The following is a 20,401-nucleotide window of genomic DNA, read 5'->3' on the forward strand; positions in this document are numbered from 1 at the left end:
TTGCAGGGCACCTATGGACTATTGCCGATGAGCTTCAGTAAATGGTGCATGGATTCAAACATAATATCAAAAAGGTTCTGGAACAGCACAGCCATACCTGGCATAAGCACTAACAGTAACGCGAGCCCCACCACAATCTTTAGTGGGACACCGATAACAAAAACATTATACTGGGGTGCCGTTCGGGCCAGGAATGCCAGTCCGATATCTGTCAGGAATAGGGCGGTCACCAGAGGGGCAGCCAACTGAAAGGCGAGAACAAGCGATTGTGCAAATGTGCGGGCCAAAAACTCTGAAAGGCTTCCGTCTATCATTTTGAGAAACATATCATTATTAATGGGGATCCACTTGTAACTGCTCACAATAGCATCTAGCAGATGATGATGACCATTCATACTCAGAAAAAGAAGCAAGGCAATCATATATTTAAAGTTGCCAAGTATAGGTGAAGAAGCTCCGGTCATAGGATCAATTACATTCGCCATCCCAAACCCGATTTGAATATCAATGAAGGAACCCGCTCCCTGGATGACCATCATCATGAGAAAAGCGATAAATCCAAGCAATAAACCGATAAGAACCTCTCTGACTATCAGCAAAACATAACTGAGATCCTGAGGAACCGTATATCCTGCACCTTCCGCACTGAAAACTATTAAAGACACAAAAAAAGATATACCTATTTTAAAAGTGTTCGGCACTCCTTTTGAAGAAAAAACAGGAACGACAACAAAAAAGGCTGTAATTCGACAAAAAATTAACAGAAAGACGGGGAAACTTTGCAATAAGTTATCCATGTTCATCTAACCGATGTAAAGATGCAGATTCCCCAATATTTGGCTCGTGAAGTCAACCAACTTCGTGATGATCCAGGGGCCAAAAATGAGTAAAGCCAGCATAACTGCAACGATTTTCGGTATAAATGCCAAAGTTTGCTCTTGAATTTGTGTCGTTGCCTGAAAAATACTGATAATCAGTCCTACCACCAGACCAAGAATCAGCATGGGAGCACTGGTTTCCAGTGTTATATATACGGCTTGGCCTGCAAGGCCGATAATAAACTCCGTATTCATCCCTTATGCCTCCTCTAATGAAATCAGGTGCTAAAACTAAGTAACAATGATTTAATGACCAAGTACCAGCCGTCCACCAGTACAAAGAGCATTATTTTGAAAGGCAAAGATATCATTACCGGCGGGAGCATCATCATCCCCATTGCCATAAGGGTACTTGCCACTACAATATCAATTACCAAAAATGGAATGAAAATGAGAAAACCCATTTGAAATGCAGTTTTTAATTCACTAACAGCAAATGCGGGCACGAGTACAGTCAGGGGAATATCCTTAAAAGTTGCAGGCTTTGCATCTCCTGTGTAACCTGTATAATTCATAAACAATAATAGTTCTTTGGTATGCGTATGCTTGAACATAAATTCCTTCATTGGTAAGGCTGCTTTGTCAAGTGCTTCGGACTGGCTGATAGTTCCCTTCATATAAGGCTGAAGTGCCGTCTCGTTCACAGTTGCAAGCGTAGGCGACATAATAAAGAGAGTCATAAACAGCGCAAGTCCTACCAGAACCTGATTCGGAGGCATGGATGCCGTACCGAGTGAGGTTCTTATAAAACCCAAGACGATCACAATCCGGGTGAAGCTGGTCATCAATACCATAAATGCAGGGGCGATGCTCAGCACCGTAACAAGAAGCAAGATGGAAACGGAACTGGTCCCCCCGCTGGTCCCCTCTTCGCCTATCTGAATATTAATATTCGGTATAGGCTCGGCATGAATCGGGTGAATCGTCAAAGCACTGATAAACCCGAATATCAGAAAAGCAAAAATCAGCTTTTTTTTCATAAATCCCTCGACTCATTCCTGGCGGTATCTTCCCGGAGCAGCTCATCAATTTTCTCTTTACGCTCAGGGGCTTGGGCAAGCTTGTTCTGCAATGTTTCGTAAAAGGAAGTATTCTCGCTAAGTTCGATTTCCTGAGAGGGTACCTCCCCGCGCAGCTTGGCTCTAATCTTGGAAACAAGCGGAACGAGGAAGTTATTCCGGCTGGAAGTCTGTTCTTCGAACGCCGCAATAATCAGGGCAACCTCATCCGGATCGGTCACTTTGTCGAGAAGGGATATATTCTCTCCCACCCCGACTAAATACAGGCTGCTGCCGAGTTCAATCACCTGAAGCGATTTGTTGGGCCCGAGGCCCATCGCCCCAAGCGTACGAATGGAGCGCCCGCTCATCAGGGTCTGGTTGCGGCGGCCGAGAAAACGGATCAGCAGCACGATCAGCACAACGATCACAGCAAGGACAATAATAACGTTCATTAAGTTCAGCAGGGTGTTGTTGCTTCCGAACGGTTCGGAATTGCCTGACATGTTTTCCCTCTATACGCCCAGTGTTTTGTTAATTGCTTCAACTACACGATCCGCCTGGAAAGGCTTCACGATAAAGTCTTTCGCGCCTGCTTGAATCGCATCGATAACCATAGCCTGCTGGCCCATGGCTGAACACATGATGACTTTAGCGTTGGCGTCCACTTTTTTGATTTCTTTCAAGGCGGCGATTCCGTCCATTTCAGGCATGGTTATATCCATCGTGATCAGGTCCGGACGCAGCTCCTTAAATTTCTCAATAGCCTGAGAACCATCTTGAGCTTCACCTACCACTTCAAATCCGTTCTTCGACAAAATGTCCCGGATCATCATTCTCATAAATGCTGCATCGTCCACGATTAGAATTCGGTTAGCCATTTTTACAAAATCCTCCCTAAGTATGCTTATTGTAATTTTTGAATTCGGTCCCACTGGCTGACGATATCTGTAACGCGAACTCCGAAGTTTTCGTCGATAACTACGACTTCCCCTTTGGCAATAAGCTTGTTGTTCACCAAAATGTCTACGGGCTCACCGGCCAGCTTGTCCAGCTCAATAATCGAACCTTGGGACATTTCCAGTATATCTTTAATCTGCTTCTGGGTCCTTCCTAATTCTACGGTGACTCTCAGTGGAATGTCCATCAATAAATTTAAATTATTTTCATCAATATTACCAAAACTGCCATTACTTAAATTGGCAAATTGTACGGGCTGCACATTCACATTCCGGTTAGGCACGGAGTTAGGCGGTGGAGCTTGTCCGTATGGCATTCCCTGCGGTGGCATGCCATACGGTGGCATCCCGTAACCAGGCATTCCTGCAGGCGGATAATAGTACCCTCCTTCCGGCATTCCCGGATACGGAGGCATCGGTTGCCCTTGCGGCGGATATCCCGGAGGCTGATCCCCTGCGGGCTGCTGAGGTGCCTGCTGAGCTGGCGGCGCTTGTGGCGCAGGTGTTTGGGCAGGCGTCGGAGTTGGCGCCTCTACAGTCCCTACAGCGGCCTCCTGATCGCTTGCACTTACATCTCCAAGAAGCATGGTTACCATGTCTTTGGCAAATTGCACCGGCAAAAGCTGCATAATCGTTGAATCGATTAAATCTCCAATTTTGAGACGGAAAGAAATCTGAATCAGTGTCTCATCATCCGGCAGGCTGCCTACCCCTTCTCCACTGGACATATTGAGAATATCAATGCCCGGAGGAGAGATATTGACAAACCGGTTAAAAATGGTCGACATAGAGGTTGCAGAGGAACCCATCATTTGATTCATCGCTTCCTGAACGGCACTGATATGTATTTCATTCAGTTCCTCGTCCTTCGGATCCCCTTCACCGCCCAGCATTAAATCGGCAATGACCTGCGCATCCCTGATTCTGATCACAAGGGAATTGATTCCTTGAAACCCGTCCACATATTGCACATGAACAGCTACATGCGGTTTGGGAAACGCCTCTTCAAACTGCCCCCGCGTAATGATAGATACCTGCGGTGTAGTAATATCCACCTTTTTTCCCAGCAAGGTCGAGAGTGCAGTCGCTGCACTTCCGAAGGTTATATTGCCGATTTCCCCCAGCGCATCCTGCTCAAATGGAGTCAGGTAATCATCAACCGACTTCTCCGAAGGAGCCAGGGAGCCCTCAGCGGATTGTTTAAGAAGGGCGTCGATTTCTTCCTGGGATAAATAATCTTTACTCGTCAAATTCTTCAACTCCTTCACTGACAATCTCGTCTATTTGTACAGCCACCCGATCCTTGATCATACCCGGGCTTCCGATGAACTTCAGCTTATCCCCGACCTTAATGGATAGACCTGACTCCACTGTTTTATTCAGCGAAATCACGTCGCCTACACTTAGTCCCAAAAATTCAGCTATGGACAGCCTGGATTCCCCAAGCTCGGCCACCACTGGCAGCTTTGCCTTATGCACATTTGCCCTGATGGCTTCAAGTTCTCCTTCGTCCCGAGTTTTCTTTTCGGAAACAAACCACTGGTGAACTGACAGCCTGGACATAATAGGTTCGAGAACCACATGCGGGATACAGAGATTGATCATTCCCGTGGTATCGCCAATCTTGGTGCTTAAGGAGATAAGGGCAATGGTCTCATTTGGGGACACGATCTGCATAAATTGCGGATTGGTCTCCAGTGCCTCCATACGCGGTTCAATATCCAGTACCATTTTCCACGCCTCTTGAAGGCTTTCAAAACATCTGCTAAAGATACGCTCCATAATTGTCGTTTCAATTTCGGTTAATGCGTTGATTTTTGAAGGAGCAGTCCCGAACCCACCCAGCAGCCTGTCCAGCATGGCAAACGCGATATTGGGGTGAACCTCCATGACCATACGGCCTTCCAGGGGCTCCGCTTCAAAAATATTAAGAATCGTCATTTTGGGGATGGAGCGTATAAACTCATCATAAGGGAGCTGCTCCACCTGAACGACATTGATCTGCACAAAGGTACGTAATTGGGCTGAAAAGTACGTAGTAAGATAGCGGGCAAAGTTGTCATGAATCCGTGTAAGACTGCGGATATGATCTTTGGAGAAACGCACAGCCCGTTTGAAGTCATAAGCGCGAACTTTTTTCTGAGTTTCTTCTTTTTTTAGTTCATCAGCATCCATTTCTCCGGATGAAAGTGCAGCAAGCAGTGCATCAATTTCGTTTTGTGAAAGTACATCAACCAATTCTTTTCACCCCCCCATCAAAGAATATTCTTAGCTGATCTATATGGTGGCCAAGACAAATTCAGTCAGCTCGATCTGGGTCAATTTTCCTTCGGTCAAGGTCTTATTAATGATATTAATAAGCTTGCTGCTGAACTGATCCTTACCTTTGGAACCGTTAAGTTCTTCCGGCTTGGTATCTGCGAGGGTCTTGATCAAAATCGGCTTGATTTTAAAATCTTTGATTTTCTCAAATTCTTCTTTGGCTTTTACGGAATCCAACTGGAACGCGAAATCTATTGAAGCGATATAATCGGGATCGGCAAGATTAGTTTTGATATCCAAGATCTCTGCTGTCAGTTCGACGATTTCGTCGGCCGTAAGATGCTTGGCTTCTACGTTCTGCACAGCTTGATTCACTTCGCTTGTATCGCCTGGGAAGATTTTGTCCATTAATAGAAATGCGGCTACTACAATGAGTGTAATTGCCAGCAAAATCGTAATGAGCCACGGCAGCATCTTTTTCATGATAGCTCCTCCATCGATTGGACTTTTATGGTGGCAGCATATGTGCCAATGTCCCTGTTGTAATTGCGGATTTTCGTAATAACCTCATCGGCTTTTTCCAGCACGATCAATCTTTTGCCCGTTACCAGTGTAATGTAAGTATCAGGACTTTCCTCGACCATTTCCACCAGCAGGGCATTCAGCCACATGGGTGTACCGTTTAATCTTGTTACCGAAATCATAACAGGCCTCCTAACAAAAAATAGGGGGAGGAGAACCTCCCCCAAGACTCCATAATAATGCGTTCTCGGAAGTTCCGAAAAACGTTTATTATCCAGCAAACTTATATATTATGGTTCAAGGCTTAACGCTTGAGGTTAACAACTTCTTGAAGGATTTCATCGGAAGTTGTAATAATCCGGGAATTCGCCTGGAATCCGCGTTGGGATACGATCATCTCCGTAAATTCGCCTGTAAGATCCACATTGGACATTTCAAGCTGTCCGGCTACGATTGCTCCGGTGCCTGCTTCTGTGTTGTTCGCGGTAGTCGGCACAAGCTCACCGTCAGCATTCGCATTCAAGGTCATGCGGAACAGATTGCCGCCGATTTTTTCCAGACCCTGTGGATTGGTGATCTTGGCTACACCGATGAGAACCCCTGGCTCGGTTGTGCCATCTGCCATAGTCTGTATAATCGTTCCGTCCGATGAGATAGAGAATGCTGTAACCTCTTCCGCCAACTGGATGTTCTCGCCTTCAGAGCTCAGAACATGCATTCCATCGGAAGTCAGGAGATTACGTGCCGCATCCACATGGAAGTCGCCGGCACGTGTCAGGAATGGCGTTTCCTGATCTTCGGAGAGCCGCACAAGGAAGTATCCGTCACCGTCAATCCGCAGATCGGTAGGGTTATTGGTTGTCATCGCACTGCCTGCCAAGTGAAGAGTATCAATGGAGCCAATGCTGACCCCCAGCCCGATTTGCTTGGCATTCACCCCGCCTTGACCGTCATCATTAGGTGCTGTCACCCCGGATACGGTCTGGCTCATGATATCCTTGAACATTACCCGGCCGGATTTGAAGCCGATTGTATTAACGTTGGCAATGTTATTACCGATCACATCCAGCTTGGTTTGAAAACCGCGCATACCTGAAACTCCCGAGTACATGGATCTTAACATTATTGTTGTCCTCCCAGATTATGAAATCTATTGTTTATTTGATACAACTTGAAGATTGAGGATTGGACCGCGTCAGTCGGTCGGCGGTCACCCCGGCTCTCCGTTAGGACCGGCCGGATCAAGAAATAATAACAGCACTGTCTATTTGCGTGAATACATTATCTTTCATGGATTTCCCATCCATAGCGGTTACAACCGTACGATTGGGTATACTCACAATCAAAGCCATGTCATGCATTAAGATTAAAGATTCCTTACTTCCTTTAGCTGCTGCTTTGTCCACAGCCGAAGATATCTGATCCAATTGGCTGCTGCCCAGCTCAATGCCTCTTTGCTCCAGCCGTTTGGCGGCATGGGTGCTGAACTTGAGCATATTTTTATGCAGCAGGCTTTCAAAGGAGGCTTCGGGCACATTCGAGCCCTTCGCAGCTGCCGGGCGCTTGAGTACCGATGGGTGAACGGACGATGGATATAATTGGCCTATGGTCAGCCTCTCATTCATGATGTTGCACCGCTCTCTCCCTGTTCCTCTGAGGTTACAGGCTCTCCGTTTGCTTTATTGTCCACGGCAGCATCCTGAATCTGTGTGATGTCCGTTAAGGCAATCCGTTCACTGCCTACAACTGCATACTGAATGCCACTGTTTATCACAATAGAGCCAACTGTACCTGACTTCGGCAGCTTGGTAGCAACATCTGTCCAGGTCACATCCTTGCCGATCAGTCCGGATACAGCACCAAGGGATTGATTCATTGCCGTGAGTTGGGTAGATATATTCATCAGCTGCTCTACTGAAGAGAACTGGGCCATTTGGGCGATAAATTCTTTATCCTCCATAGGCTGCATGGGGTCCTGATTCTGCAGCTGTGTAATCAGGATCTTCAGGAACTGGTCTTTCCCCAAAGTTGAGTTTCCGGTTGTTTTGCTGGTGGAGTTATCCTTCACCTCATAATTCCATTGGTCGCTGCTAGATACTGGAATCGTATTCGTCATATCATTCACCTCACTTGTTGTTAAGCTCTCGCAGAAAAGGATCCGCCTTGATTAGAAGCCTCCTGCTGTGCGTTTGTTACCCATTCCTTCCATTCACCACTTAGCTCTGCGGTAAGTACTGCCTCACTTGCTTCCTCGCCACGCTCTTTGGAACGTCTGTCCTGCTTTTGTCCCCCAGCACCCGGCTGTCGTCCTTCCTGGCCAAACTGGGATTGCAGAGGCGTATTGTTCTGTGTCACTTCCAATTTTTCAACCTGCAGACCTTGAGATTGCAAAGCAGCTCTTAGCTGATTCATTTGCTGCTCAAGCAAGTCTTTGGCTCCGGCATGCTCGGTCAGGAATTGAGCTACTAAGTGGCCATTTTGCATTGTAATCTTCACATCTACTTGCCCAAGATTCTCTGGGAACAAAGTGATAATCGCTTCAGCAACCCCGCCCTTTTTAACAATTTCCAGCTTACCAGTTATAAAACTGTTCATCTCATTGGCAAATTGTTGAACAGGAACAGGTACTTGCCGAACTTCTGCTTTTAATGGAGCAGTGATTCCCTCACGCATGATTAATTGACCTGCAGTTACCACTTCTTGTTCATCCGAACCAGAGCCGATTTGAGGCGTAACCTCATCTTGAACAGCAGTTCCCTTAACCATCTCAACCGTGGCGGCTGTTTTATTACTCAAAGGTGCAGTAACTTCCGTATCCGTCAGGGCTTTCTCAGTAGAAGCATTTGCCGATACAGCTAGTTCATTTTTTGAAGCAGCCAAGTCAGTTCGTACATTTAAGGAATTCACCATTTTGGGCTTTTCCTCAACGTTCTCTTCACTCGAGGTAACTTGGACTACAGACATATTCGTGGAATCGGTCCCATTGGCATTTTTCGCCTTGTTTCTACTCTCTGCCACCGCCGGCTTCTGTTCCAGGAATGCCGGGAAATTATTCAGCACAGCAATTCCCTTGGCTGTAAGCTCCTCATTACCTTCGGAAGCAGCTTTCTGAACGAGGGTTACGAGACTGTTTAGTTCATCTTGTACAGCAAAGCGAATAGTTTCCGGATTCTGAGCAATAAAGGACAGACCTTCAGTTGCTTGTCCCCCACTTGTCAACAACAGTGATGATACTTCCAGCAGCCAGCTTTGCAATGCTTCAAGCATAACGGGATCACTGCTGATTTTGTCATCGAGCAGCTCGATATCTTGGGTCAGATCTTTAAGGAGATCGGCTTTGGAAGCCTCTTTGCCCTCTTCCCCTTCACTCGCAGTCTGAACTTGACTCAGCAGACCTTGCAACAAGGATGCCAGATTTCCCATTAAAGGGGCGGCAGCTGCCTTACCGGTGTCTGCACCCATAATCTGCACTAGCGTCTGGGCAAAAGGAATTCCAGTCACCGCACCGGTGGTCGTACCAGTAGCCCCGGTAGTTGGCAACGCATTTGCATTTGAAAGTGTTTGTACAATTAAACTCATCTATTTTTCACCTCCTCTCAAAATCTATTTACCACCCATTAAACGATTGACAATTTTTGCTGTTTGAGCCGGGTCATTTTGAGTCATTTCCCCCAATATAGAGGAACGCACCGTGTCACTGACCGTATTCATGATGGTAATCACCTTATCCGGACTAATCTTGTACATTTCCCCAAGCAAGGAAGCTGCATTGGCTGCCGGCATGGACGTGAAGGTTTGGTTCAACTTTTCCTTATCCAGATTGGCGCTTGTCGCAGCCGCTGCGGTTGTTGTTGTCCCCGCATCTTTTTTCAACCGGGATTGAAGGGCTGCAATAGCCATATCGGTAGAAGTGGTGTTTTCCTTTAGCTTTATTGACACTTCAGCAGCTTTTTTGGTGTCCATTTTTTCCAGAATGGCCATTTTACTTGCATTACTCATTACACTAAAAATTTGAACCATTTCCTCGGTGGTTAAATTCTCCATTATAGGCGCTGCTTTGGAAGCTTTCATTCCGCCATATAGCTTGGCCAAATCCTTAACCTGCTTCTGGTAGTCGTCTTCTGTTTCTGCCGGAACGGCTTCCTCGGCGGCTTTGGCTTCTTCCTTCATATCTTCGACAGTCGTCTGCAGTGCCTGAACCTCAGCATCTTTGGCTGCCTTCTCTTCAGTTACTTTCTTAAGACTTGTTTCCTTCTCCGCCAATTGAGCCTTTAGCTCTTTAATCGTTGTCTCAGAGCTTGCTTCCTGCTTTTCCTCTTGGTCCTTGGGATCGGCAGCCGGATCACCGGGCGGGTCGGGGACCCATTTCTCGACAATAGGGATCTTGTTCGCAACCTGAAGCACATTATTGCGAATGTCCATATTAAAAAGGGTTAGCAGGACTCCAAGCAGCACAAGCGTAAATATGATCGGAATCATTAAAAATAAAAACCGTTCCAATTTCCCCGTTGACTCTTCCTTTTCAAATTCCACATCATTATTAGCCACTAGCGGAAACCTCCCGTGTTAGAGGGATTTCATCGCGAAGCGGACGGTAGCTATCTCATCCAGTTCGTTTTGTTCCCGTAAAATCATATTTTGCTGAAACAGGTTTAAGGCTTTATCTTTTGCTTTCAGCCAAACCTTTTCATCGAGCATTTTTGTGTTGAGATGATCCTGCTTTTTCTGGACCTCTCTATGTGCCAGATTAATATCCTGAAGTTTGCGTGTTATGCATTTATCCAGATAATCAACATACTCCTGCATTTCACGAATCTTCGACATCGGTGTTTTTTGTTCAGTCGCATTCTGTAAGGAGGTGATCATCGCACTCCGTTGAACAGTCAAATCTTCAAGGCTTCTTTCCTGTGCCTGCAATTCTCCAAGGGCAGTTGAGAGCATCCATTCAGCCTGTGTTTTTTCGTTGCCCTTCAAATCTACCACTTTTTGAAAAGTATAATGAAATCTCACGATACAGAATCAACTCCTAGAGAACTGATTAATTAATGCTTGTTGGACTTCAGCCAGCGTCACTTTCTCATTCACTTTTTGCTTGGTGAACTCCCAAATACTGTCGATATAATGGATGGACTCATCAATATGGGCATTGGAACCTCTTTGATAGGCCCCGATATTAATTAAATCTTCCGAATCCTTGTAGACGGCCATGAGCCGTTTCACATTTTCGGCAGCCTCAATCTGGTCCTCTGGAGCAATATCCTTCATAACACGGCTAATACTGGCAAGGACATCGATGGCTGGAAAATGGCCTTTATTGGCGATGCTCCGATTCAGTACGATATGTCCATCCAGAATCCCCCGGACCGCATCTGCAATGGGTTCATTCATATCGTCACCGTCAACGAGCACTGTATAAAAAGCGGTAATGGAGCCGGTCGGACCGGTTCCGGCCCGTTCCAGAAGTTTGGGCAAACTTGCGAAAACGGAAGGGGTATACCCTCTCATTGCAGGCGGTTCACCTACTGCAAGTCCCACTTCCCGCTGAGCCATGGCATACCGTGTAACCGAGTCCATCATCAGCATGACGTTAAGTCCCCGATCCCGGAAATACTCAGCGATTGTTGTTGCAATCAGCGCCCCTTTGATACGTATCAGAGCTGGTTGATCCGAGGTAGCCACTATGACAACAGAACGCTGCAGGCCCTCAGGGCCAAGATCTCTTTCAATAAAATCAAGGACCTCTCTGCCCCGTTCTCCAATCAGTGCAATGACGTTTACGTCAGCAGCAGTATTTCGGGCGATCATTCCCATGAGTGTGCTTTTTCCGACGCCCGAACCTGCAAAGATTCCTACACGCTGGCCTTTGCCTATAGTCAGGAGTCCATCTATCGCTCTTACACCAATACTGATCGGTTCATGTACCCGCGGACGTTTTAACGGATTGGACGGGATATTAAAGGTTGAACTGTGCGGCATCCGGGCCGGGATCAGGGAACCGTCAAGCGGTTGACCCAAACCATCCAATATTTTCCCCAGCAGCTCGGATCCGACCTGTACGCTCAGCGGTTTGCCTGTCCCTACGACATCACAGCCGGGACCTATCGCCTGTAATTCTCCAAGCGGCATAAGCAGTACTTTGTTATCGCGAAATCCAACAACCTCTGCCTGAAGAGGTTTGTTGCCTTTCGTTGGATAGATGTAACAGACATCGCCGATACTCGCATCAGGTCCTTCCGACTCAACCATCAGACCAATAACCTGGGTGACTTTACCGTTGATTCTTACCGGATCGAAATTCCGCAACTGTTCTCTGTAACGTCTGCTATCAAGCATCCTCTTCTCCATTTCTGTGCTCCTCGGTGTCCAATGCGATCCTAACCAGCTCTTTTTTGATTTCAGCAAGCTGGGTATCGATGCGGGCATCTATGCTTCCAAAGGAAGAGCGGATTACACAACCGAGGTCCCTTACCGTCGAGTCCGGTAAAATTTGCAGCTCGGCCTGCGAATCCACCGCAAGTGCAAGTTCTTCACGTGCCGCATTGACAAAGGTGAACTGGGCGGGTGATACGCATAAGGATATCAATCCCTGCTCGCGTTTACGGGCCAGATTCTTACGGATTAACTCCATCGCAAACTGGGGCTCAACGGTCAATTGCCTGTCCACAATCTTCTCGGCAATATCACAGCTTAACTCGACCAGAAAGGGCTCCGCTTCCTGAATAATAACCTCTCTTGCTTTATAAGCCTCTTGTAATACCGTTCTTGCTTCTTCCATCATCTCGGAGATTTTTTGCCTCATTTCAATTTCAGCCTGCGAGACGCCTTCCTGATACCCTTCCTGAAACGCCTCGGATTTGACAGCTTCGACCAGATGCTCATCCTGCTCCCGGCGTTGCCGCCACCATTCTTCCGCTTCTGCCCGTGCTGACTCCACAATCGTCTCCGCTTCCAGCGAGGCATTCCTAACTTGCTCTTCCGCAAATTCCTGTGCATCCTTGAGCATCTGCTTACGGGTTTCTTCCGCAGCTTCACGGGCGTGATCCTGAACATGGATTTCTCCCACAGCTTCCTCTGAAGCAGAATTCTCAGTGAGCCCGGCATAATACCGGGCCTGCTCCAGCCTTTTCAGAACATCCACCGGAACATATTGGGAGTGTTTGATCAGCTTAGACAATGATGTCATCTCCTCCACCACGGGCGATGATTATTTCACCAGACTCTTCCAGTCTGCGGATCGTACCCACAATGCGGGTCTGTGCTTCCTCTACATCACGCAGCCGCACAGGGCCCATGTATTCCATTTCTTCCCGGAATGTCTCTGCCATCCGTTTGGACATGTTGCGGAAAATAACATCCCGCACTTCTTCGCTTGCCACCTTGAGAGCAAGCTGCAGATCGGCATTGTCAATATCGCGGATAATACGCTGAATGGAACGATTGTCCACATTGACGATATCTTCAAATACAAACATCCGTTTCTTGATTTCTTCGGCAAGCTCCGGATCTTGAATTTCCAAGGAATCGAGAATGGTTCTTTCGGTTCCGCGGTCTACACCGTTCAGGATCTGTACAATGGACTCGATACCGCCCGCATTTGTATAATCCTGAGTCACAGTAGCAGAAAGCTTTTGTTCCAGAACCCGCTCAATCTGAGTGATAACCTCAGGTGAGGTGCTATCCATGATTGCGATTCTTCTAGCTACTTCCGCCTGTTTCTCCTGCGGTAATGAAGAGAGAATCACTGCTGCTTGTTCAAACTGCAGATAAGATAAGACCAGAGCAATGGTTTGAACATTTTCATTTTGGATAAAGTTTAATATCTGATTCGGATCCGCTTTACGCGCAAAGTCAAAAGGTCTAACCTGCAAGGTAGCAGTCAAGCGGTTGATAACTTCAAGCGCTTTGGTCGAGCCAAGTGCTTTTTCCAATATTTCTTTGGCGTAATTGATGCCGCCTTGCGATATATATTCCTGAGCGAGACAAATCTGATGAAACTCCGCCATGATGGAGTCCTTCTCAACGCTGTCCACTTTGCGGACATTCGCGATTTCAAGCGTTAGCTGCTCGATTTCTTCGTCTCTCAGATGTTTGAAAATTTGTGCCGATACCTCGGGCCCTAGTGTGATAAGCAGAATTGCTGCTTTTTGGCGACCACTAAGTACCACCTGACTAGCTTTTGCCATTACCTCACCTCTGTTCGTCTGCAAGCCATGTACGCAGCAGATTTACGAATTCATCCGGCTTCTTCTTGGCCAGATTCTCAAGCTGCTTGCGGACTTGACTGTCGTTCGTCACGCTTTCCAGGTTAATGGAAGGAAACTCAGTCGGAACCTGCAATGGAATATCTTCTTCATCTTCCTCGTCCACAGCCTTTTTGCGGCTCCGGTAGATAAGGTATCCAACTCCGGCTCCCACCAGCAACGCAGCCGCTCCAATGGCCCAAATCATCCATGTTGCAAGACCACCAGGTGCGTTATCAGATGCTTCACTGCCAAATTGCTGTGAGTAAACCGAAACTTTTTTCGCCAAATCAGCGTCTGTATAATTAATACCTGAATCGGCAAGAGATGCACGTACGATATTCACCAAAATGTTCTCAATCGCATCCGTTGTTGCATCATTTAAAGAATTTTCTCCGGAAGGTGGTTCAACCGCAACATTAATGGTTAAATCTTTTACAGAATACGGGCTGGCTATAATATCCCTAGTTATACGATTCACTTCGTAGTTCCTCGTCTCCGATGATTCCTCCGAAGTAGAAGTGCCTGAATCAGTATTTGAAGGATAACCCGTCACATCTTGTGAGCCCGTACCGGCAACCCCACCAGCAGTGCTTCCTTGACCCGAATAGGTATTGCTGATGATTTGAGAACTGATTTCGATCCCTTTCATGTTCTCTTCATCAACCGGCGTTACGAGATCTTCCTTCCGATTCTCTTTGTCAAAATTCAACTTAGAAAATACCAGCACGTCGACCTTGTCCGGACCGGTAAGAGTGCTGAGGAATTGTTTCACGTCCTTTTTGACGTCTTCCTCGAACTTTTTCTGTAGAGCGAAGTTCTCTTCAACCTGATTGGATACGCCTGCTTGACCACCTTTGGCAGTAGGCATTAGCTCAATCTCGTTGTTGGCGATAGTAATGTTATCGATGGGCAGATTGGGCACTGCCGTCTTCACCAGGTTAAAGTAACCGTCTATATTCTCTTGAGAAGGTCTGAATCCCGGTTCAAAAGAGAGCACCACGGATGCGGAGGCCTGTTCCTGATCGGCCTGAGAAGCAAAAACAGTTTCTTTAGGCAAATTGATAAGCACTTTTGCCTCTTTAATCCCTTGCATGCGGCTCATGAGTTGCTCGACTTCACCATTCAAAGCATTGTTGTATTTGACGTCAAACTCACTGTCTGTTGTACCTATCATCGACGAGTTCTCGTTAAATACTTTATACCCGATGGAACCACCTTGAACCAGCCCCTGGGAACCGATGTCCACCTTAATCCGTGCGGCTTCAGTGCTTGGAACCGAAATACTTTTTCCATCCGGGCTCAATTTGTAGGGGATGCCTGAGGTATCCAGATGAGTCATTACTGCAGCAGAATCTGTGCTGTCCAAATCCTGAAATGCGACTTCATATTCTGTTTTGGAAAGCTGTACGGTCAATACCGATATAATGATGATAATTATAGCCAGCGTGGAGAAGAATAGAATCTTCTGTCGGCCGCTGAATCTGTTCCAATACTGGAGGATTTTCTCCTTGTACTGGGCCAATCTTTCATTCACAGTGTCACCCCATCCGAAACTAAGCTAGGAATAATTAGATCTGAGTTCTCATAATTTCTTGATAGGCTTCGATTACCTTGTTCCGGACTTGTGTAGTCAGCTGCAAACTCAGCAACGCCTGTTGGGAAGAAATCATCGCTTCATCAATATTTACTTCTCCCAGGATGAACTTGTTAGTCATATCCTTCGCCTGCTGTTCCTGGGCAGTCACTTGATTCAATGCATTCTCCAGGTAAGAACCGAAGCTCTGCATCGAATCTGCCGGAGTGGACCCGGGCTGTTCGCCTGGCGTTTTTAACCCGAGGGGCTGTACTGCTTGTGCTCCAATAGTCAAATTCTGTATCAACTTGTTACCTCCCAGATGTTAGATACTTGCTTCTAGCGGCCGATCTCCAATGCTTTGCTTACCATAGCCTTCGTTGCATTCAGCATTGTGACATTGGCATCATAGGAGCGGGATGCTGACAGCATATCAACCATTTCTTTAGTGACATCCACATTTGGCATATATACATATCCGCTTTCATCCGCATCGGGATGGCTCGGATTGTAGACAGGTCTCAGCGGAGATGAATCCTCTATGATGGATTGGACCTTAACCCCTTCACTGCTGCCATTCATTTTGGAGTGTAGTATATTCGAGAACTTGTCGTTCTCTGTCGCCTCTAGCACAACAAGCTTGCGTTTGTAGGGCACTGCCTTGCCGTCGACTACCGAAGCCCTTGTTGTTTCTGCATTGGCGATGTTGGATGAAATCACATCCATCCGCAGCCGCTGGGCTGTTAAAGCGGAGGCGCTTATACCAAAGCTGCTTCCAAAGTTCATTGCTTCTTATCTCCCTTCAATCACAGTTCGCATCATTGAAATCTGACTATTCAATTGTCCTACATAAGAGTTGTATCTGAGCTGATTTTCGGCACTTAACGACATTTCCCGGTCAATATCCACGTTGTTGTCGTTGTTGTTCATAGAAGTTGTTTCATCAGTATTGACCACTGCGGTTGGCACAACAGAACTTTGCCCAAATTGAAAATGACGCGTATCCGTTACTTTAGCGCCAAGCTGCGATTCCAATCCATTCTCCTGCTGCTGAAGAATACTCTCAAATGAAACATAGGAGCGTTTGAAATTGGGTGTATCTTGGTTGGCAACATTATTCGCCAGAACGCTTTGTCGTTTATTGGCAGCTTCAATGCCTCCCTGCAATCGTTGAAAACTGACACTATTCAGCAATCCCACGGAAATCCTCCTTCCAAAGCGATCTTAATGATTAAAATTCCACATAACCTTCCACAATTCCTTCTAGATTCGACAAGAAAAGCTAAAAATCATACTATATCTGCGAATATAGGTCGAAAGTTGTCAGCGGATAAATCCAATGTCAATCTCACATACATTGATTCTCTTAGAATTTGTATATTATTACAATAAGAAATAAGCCCTATCTTTTCAGAAAAGAGAGGGCTTAAAGCATGGTATTTCTATTTTTTTACATTCTTTTTCCAAAATATTCTCTTTAAAAACAATTTCTGCTTTTTTATTCCTATCTTTCGGCAGCAAACGATACATTTCTAATTCTAACTACCTAAATTAGAACTATACTGAAGTAGGTCCTTTAGAGAATATACTGACTTAAGTCACGGTCTTGGGCAATTCCGGATAATTTCTCGCGGACATACTCCGGAGTGATAACCATTGTATCCAAAGTTAATTCGGGAGCTTCAAAAGATAGATCTTCCAGAAGCTTCTCCAAAATCGTATGCAGACGCCGCGCCCCAATATTCTCCATATTCTGATTAACCGAAGCTGCTATTTTGGCGATCTCGTGAATGGCTTCCTTCTGGAACTGCACCTCAATATTCTCGGTCTGCAGCAAATTGACATATTGTTTGGTTAGAGCATTCTCCGGTTCAGTCAAAATAGATACAAAATCCTCAAAAGTAAGACTGCTCAGTTCTACACGGATCGGAAAGCGCCCCTGCAGCTCGGGAATGAGATCTGAAGGCTTGGCGACATGGAAAGCCCCAGCGGCCATAAACAGGACGTAGTCCGTCTTTACAGGGCCATATTTCGTCATCACTGTAGAGCCTTCAACAATAGGCAGGATATCGCGTTGAACGCCCTCACGGGAGACATCCGGTCCTGAACCCTTGCCCTGGCTGGCCACTTTATCAATCTCATCAATGAAAATAATGCCTGACTGCTCGGCGCGTGCTACGGACTCCTGGATCACATCGTCCATATCAATCAGCTTGGCTGCTTCGTCTTGAATCAGCACCTTGCGTGCTTCCCGTATGGGCAGCTTACGTTTCTTGGTCCGCTTAGGCAGCAGGCTCCCGAACATTTCCTGCATGTTCATGCCCATCTGGTCGTTGCCCTGGCCTGCAAACATATCCAGCATGTTAGGTGCAGTGTCTTCCACGTCGATTTCAATGACGTCATCTTCCAGCTGTCCCGCCAACAGCTTGAACTTAATCCCCCGACGGCGTTCACTCAAGCTTCCGTCCTGCTCCGTATCTTCCTTTGTCTCTTCCTGACCTGCGCCATTTCCGCCAAAGATCATCTCAAAGGGATTCCGTTGGGATTTGCCTTTGGAGGAGGAAGGCGCCAGGATGGAGACAATCCGCTCATTAGCCAATTCCTCGGCGCGGTCCTTGACCTTCTCAGTGCGTTCGAGCTTGACCATGCGTATGGCTGTCTCCACCAGATCGCGGACCATGGATTCCACATCCCGCCCCACATAACCGACCTCGGTAAATTTGGTAGCCTCCACTTTAATAAAAGGAGCGTTGACAAGCTTAGCCAACCGCCGGGCAATTTCGGTCTTCCCGACGCCTGTTGGGCCAATCATCAAAATGTTCTTCGGAACCACTTCATCGCGCAGTTCCTCGGCCAGCAGGCTGCGCCGGTAGCGGTTGCGGAGAGCGACTGCAACCGACTTCTTGGCCTGCTTCTGACCTACAATATACTTATCCAGTTCAGCTACAATTTGGCGGGGCGTAAGCGATTGATTCACCATCGTGTATTCCTCCATCTCTTCTTGTGGCAACTATTGCCTATAATTGTTCAACAATAATATTGGAATTCGTATACACACAGATTTCAGACGCAATCTGCAAAGCTTCTCTGGCAATATCCGCCGCACTCATGCTTGCAGCATGGCGTTTCAGCGCACGGCCGGAAGCCAGGGCAAAGTTGCCGCCGGAGCCAATGGCAAGCACATCGTCATCGGGTTCGATAATTTCACCGTTACCGGAGATCAGCAGCATGCCTTCTTTATCCATAACGATCATCAACGCTTCGAGCTTGCGCAGGATCCGGTCCTGCCGCCAGTCTTTGGCAAGCTCAACAGCGGCCCGCTGCAGATTACCGTGATGCTCCTCAAGCTTGCCTTCGAACTTCTCAAACAACGTGATCGCATCCGCTACCGAACCGGCAAATCCGGCGATAACCTGTCCTCTGTACAAGCGGCGAACCTTTTTGGCTGTCGTCTTCATGATGACACTTTCTCCAAAAGTAACCTGGCCGTCCCCGGCTATCGCCGCCTGGCCATTATGTCTTACAGCACATATTGTAGTCGCATGAAAGCTTGGAACCATAATTGCAGTGCCTCCTTTGTATAAAAAATGCAGTTTTACTCTTGATTCTCGCCTGACTCTTCCTTAACCTCCGGCTCTGCATAAGCAAGCCCTGTGCGAGCCGCAAACCCGGCAATGCTCTCCAGTGCACGGTGGGCCAGAAGCTCATTTTTTTCTTTTTTGCTCCGGAATCTTTTCTCCGCTTTGGGCAGCAGGCCGAAATTCGCATTCATCGGCTGAAAATGCTCCGGGTCGGCAGAGGTAATGTATGCAGGCATACTTCCCAGTACACTATCCTCGGGAAAAATCAGTCCCTCTTGACCGAGCGCGGCTCTCGCAGCGTTAATCCCGGCAATAAGGCCCGAAGCCGCAGATTCCACATAACCCTCCACACCGGTCATCTGACCGGCAAAGAACAGCCTTTCGCGCCCTTTCATTTGATAAGTAGGCTGCAAGAGCTTAGGAGAATTGATAAAGGTATTGCGGTGCATGACACCATAACGCACGTATTCAGCATTTTCCAGACCCGGAATTAACGAAAACACCCGCTTTTGCTCCCCCCATTTCAAATGGGTCTGAAAGCCGACCAGATTATAGAGAGTCCCGGCAGCGTTATCCTGGCGAAGCTGTACTACGGCATAGGGGAGCTTGCCGGTATGAGGATTCACCAGACCAACCGGTTTCATCGGCCCGAACAGTGCGGTCTGCTTGCCGCGCTTCATCATAATTTCGATGGGCATACAGCCTTCAAAATAAATCTCTTTCTCAAAATCTTTAAGCGCAGCTGTCTCTGCAGAAATCAGCGCGTCATAAAAAACATCAAATTCTTCTTCCGTCATCGGACAATTCAAATAGGCCGCTTCTCCCTTGTCGTACCGGGAAGCCAGATATACCTTGTTCATGTCGATGGAATCCTTCTCGACGATAGGTGCTGCGGCATCGTAGAAGTAAAAATATTCTTCGCCAAGCAGCGCTTTAATCTCTGACGACAAGGACGGTGAGGTGAGCGGGCCTGTCGCAATGACCACGATCCCTTCCTCCGGTATATGTGTCAATTCTTCATTTATAACTTCCACAAGGGGATGATTATGCAGTGTACCTGTGATCTCTCCGGAGAATCCATCTCGGTCTACGGCAAGTGCACCCCCGGCCGGAACTGCGTTGCGGTCGGCTGCTCCCAGCACCAGCGAATTCAGGCGGCGCATTTCTTCCTTCAAGACACCAACCGCATTGCCCAAACCATTGGCACGCAAGGAATTGCTGCATACCAGCTCGGCAAACTGATCCGTATGATGTGCCGGTGTTTTTACGACAGGTCTCATTTCATATAATCTGACCGGAACACCATGAGAGGCGATTTGCCATGCCGCCTCGCTCCCTGCAAGTCCTGCACCTATTACTGTTACTTTCGCTGTATTATCCGTCAC

Annotated in this window: 25 protein-coding genes; all 25 read right to left on the reverse strand. The window is 47.1% G+C overall.

Features of this window, described 5'->3' with window-relative positions:
• Positions 1-11: 11 nt before the first annotated feature.
• Positions 12-797, reverse strand: coding sequence for a flagellar biosynthetic protein FliR (fliR, locus tag IEY53_RS13010; protein ID WP_189025494.1), 786 nt, complete (start codon positions 795-797; stop codon positions 12-14).
• 6 nt (positions 798-803) lie between these two features.
• On the reverse strand, positions 804-1,073 hold the full coding sequence (gene fliQ, locus IEY53_RS13015; RefSeq protein WP_189025496.1) for a flagellar biosynthesis protein FliQ: 270 nt from the start codon (positions 1,071-1,073) through the stop codon (positions 804-806).
• Between the two features lie 23 nt (positions 1,074-1,096).
• On the reverse strand, positions 1,097-1,858 hold the full coding sequence (gene fliP, locus IEY53_RS13020) for a flagellar type III secretion system pore protein FliP (protein WP_189025498.1): 762 nt from the start codon (positions 1,856-1,858) through the stop codon (positions 1,097-1,099).
• On the reverse strand, positions 1,855-2,382 hold the full coding sequence (locus IEY53_RS13025) for a flagellar biosynthetic protein FliO (RefSeq protein ID WP_189025500.1): 528 nt from the start codon (positions 2,380-2,382) through the stop codon (positions 1,855-1,857). Before IEY53_RS13025 ends, fliP begins: the two co-directional genes overlap by 4 nt.
• A 9-nt stretch (positions 2,383-2,391) precedes the next feature.
• A complete protein-coding gene (locus IEY53_RS13030; RefSeq protein ID WP_039874260.1) occupies positions 2,392-2,757 on the reverse strand; it encodes a response regulator in 366 nt (121 codons plus the stop codon).
• 26 nt (positions 2,758-2,783) lie between these two features.
• Positions 2,784-4,085, reverse strand: coding sequence for a flagellar motor switch phosphatase FliY (gene fliY, locus IEY53_RS13035; protein ID WP_189025502.1), 1,302 nt, complete (start codon positions 4,083-4,085; stop codon positions 2,784-2,786).
• Positions 4,075-5,073, reverse strand: a complete 999-nt coding sequence (gene fliM, locus IEY53_RS13040; RefSeq protein ID WP_189025504.1) for a flagellar motor switch protein FliM — start codon at positions 5,071-5,073, stop codon at positions 4,075-4,077. The genes fliY and fliM overlap by 11 nt, the downstream gene beginning before the upstream one ends.
• A 39-nt stretch (positions 5,074-5,112) precedes the next feature.
• A complete protein-coding gene (locus IEY53_RS13045) occupies positions 5,113-5,580 on the reverse strand; it encodes a flagellar basal body-associated FliL family protein (RefSeq protein WP_189025506.1) in 468 nt (155 codons plus the stop codon).
• Positions 5,577-5,801, reverse strand: coding sequence for a flagellar FlbD family protein (locus IEY53_RS13050; protein WP_189025508.1), 225 nt, complete (start codon positions 5,799-5,801; stop codon positions 5,577-5,579). Before IEY53_RS13050 ends, IEY53_RS13045 begins: the two co-directional genes overlap by 4 nt.
• Positions 5,802-5,923: 122 nt before the next feature.
• Complete coding sequence (gene flgG / locus IEY53_RS13055) at positions 5,924-6,742, reverse strand: flagellar basal body rod protein FlgG (protein ID WP_189025509.1); 819 nt, start codon at positions 6,740-6,742, stop codon at positions 5,924-5,926.
• Positions 6,743-6,860: 118 nt separating this feature from the next.
• Complete coding sequence (locus IEY53_RS13060) at positions 6,861-7,244, reverse strand: TIGR02530 family flagellar biosynthesis protein (RefSeq protein WP_189025511.1); 384 nt, start codon at positions 7,242-7,244, stop codon at positions 6,861-6,863.
• On the reverse strand, positions 7,241-7,735 hold the full coding sequence (gene flgD / locus IEY53_RS13065; RefSeq protein ID WP_189025513.1) for a flagellar hook assembly protein FlgD: 495 nt from the start codon (positions 7,733-7,735) through the stop codon (positions 7,241-7,243). The genes IEY53_RS13060 and flgD overlap by 4 nt, the downstream gene beginning before the upstream one ends.
• A gap of 20 nt (positions 7,736-7,755) precedes the next feature.
• Positions 7,756-9,198 carry a flagellar hook-length control protein FliK gene (locus IEY53_RS13070; RefSeq protein ID WP_189025515.1) on the reverse strand — a complete coding sequence of 481 codons (1,443 nt, stop codon included), beginning with the start codon at positions 9,196-9,198 and terminating at the stop codon, positions 7,756-7,758.
• 24 nt (positions 9,199-9,222) lie between these two features.
• Positions 9,223-10,167: a MotE family protein gene (locus IEY53_RS13075; protein WP_189025517.1), complete on the reverse strand. Its 945-nt coding sequence runs from the start codon at positions 10,165-10,167 to the stop codon at positions 9,223-9,225.
• 18 nt (positions 10,168-10,185) lie between these two features.
• A complete protein-coding gene (gene fliJ / locus IEY53_RS13080; RefSeq protein WP_189025519.1) occupies positions 10,186-10,629 on the reverse strand; it encodes a flagellar export protein FliJ in 444 nt (147 codons plus the stop codon).
• A 9-nt stretch (positions 10,630-10,638) separates the two neighbouring features.
• Positions 10,639-11,964, reverse strand: a complete 1,326-nt coding sequence (gene fliI, locus IEY53_RS13085; RefSeq protein ID WP_189025521.1) for a flagellar protein export ATPase FliI — start codon at positions 11,962-11,964, stop codon at positions 10,639-10,641.
• A complete protein-coding gene (locus IEY53_RS13090) occupies positions 11,945-12,793 on the reverse strand; it encodes a FliH/SctL family protein (protein WP_189025523.1) in 849 nt (282 codons plus the stop codon). Before IEY53_RS13090 ends, fliI begins: the two co-directional genes overlap by 20 nt.
• Complete coding sequence (gene fliG / locus IEY53_RS13095) at positions 12,786-13,802, reverse strand: flagellar motor switch protein FliG (protein WP_189025525.1); 1,017 nt, start codon at positions 13,800-13,802, stop codon at positions 12,786-12,788. The genes IEY53_RS13090 and fliG overlap by 8 nt, the downstream gene beginning before the upstream one ends.
• Before the next feature lie 4 nt (positions 13,803-13,806).
• Positions 13,807-15,396 (reverse strand): flagellar basal-body MS-ring/collar protein FliF, encoded by a 1,590-nt coding sequence (gene fliF, locus IEY53_RS13100; RefSeq protein ID WP_189025527.1) that lies wholly within the window; start codon positions 15,394-15,396, stop codon positions 13,807-13,809.
• Between the two features lie 34 nt (positions 15,397-15,430).
• The gene (gene fliE, locus IEY53_RS13105) at positions 15,431-15,742 is read right to left on the reverse strand and encodes a flagellar hook-basal body complex protein FliE (RefSeq protein WP_189025529.1); all 312 of its coding nucleotides are present in this window, start codon (positions 15,740-15,742) and stop codon (positions 15,431-15,433) included.
• Positions 15,743-15,774: 32 nt separating this feature from the next.
• On the reverse strand, positions 15,775-16,221 hold the full coding sequence (gene flgC / locus IEY53_RS13110) for a flagellar basal body rod protein FlgC (protein WP_189025532.1): 447 nt from the start codon (positions 16,219-16,221) through the stop codon (positions 15,775-15,777).
• Positions 16,222-16,227: 6 nt separating this feature from the next.
• On the reverse strand, positions 16,228-16,635 hold the full coding sequence (gene flgB / locus IEY53_RS13115) for a flagellar basal body rod protein FlgB (protein WP_189025534.1): 408 nt from the start codon (positions 16,633-16,635) through the stop codon (positions 16,228-16,230).
• Between the two features lie 376 nt (positions 16,636-17,011).
• Positions 17,012-18,415, reverse strand: coding sequence for an ATP-dependent protease ATPase subunit HslU (gene hslU, locus IEY53_RS13120; protein ID WP_189025536.1), 1,404 nt, complete (start codon positions 18,413-18,415; stop codon positions 17,012-17,014).
• A gap of 37 nt (positions 18,416-18,452) precedes the next feature.
• Positions 18,453-18,995 (reverse strand): ATP-dependent protease subunit HslV, encoded by a 543-nt coding sequence (gene hslV / locus IEY53_RS13125; RefSeq protein WP_189025538.1) that lies wholly within the window; start codon positions 18,993-18,995, stop codon positions 18,453-18,455.
• Between the two features lie 35 nt (positions 18,996-19,030).
• Positions 19,031-20,401, reverse strand: coding sequence for an FADH(2)-oxidizing methylenetetrahydrofolate--tRNA-(uracil(54)-C(5))-methyltransferase TrmFO (gene trmFO / locus IEY53_RS13130; protein ID WP_189025540.1), 1,371 nt, complete (start codon positions 20,399-20,401; stop codon positions 19,031-19,033).

Source organism: Paenibacillus albidus (assembly GCF_014644435.1).
Taxonomy (GTDB): domain Bacteria; phylum Bacillota; class Bacilli; order Paenibacillales; family Paenibacillaceae; genus Paenibacillus_AQ; species Paenibacillus_AQ albidus.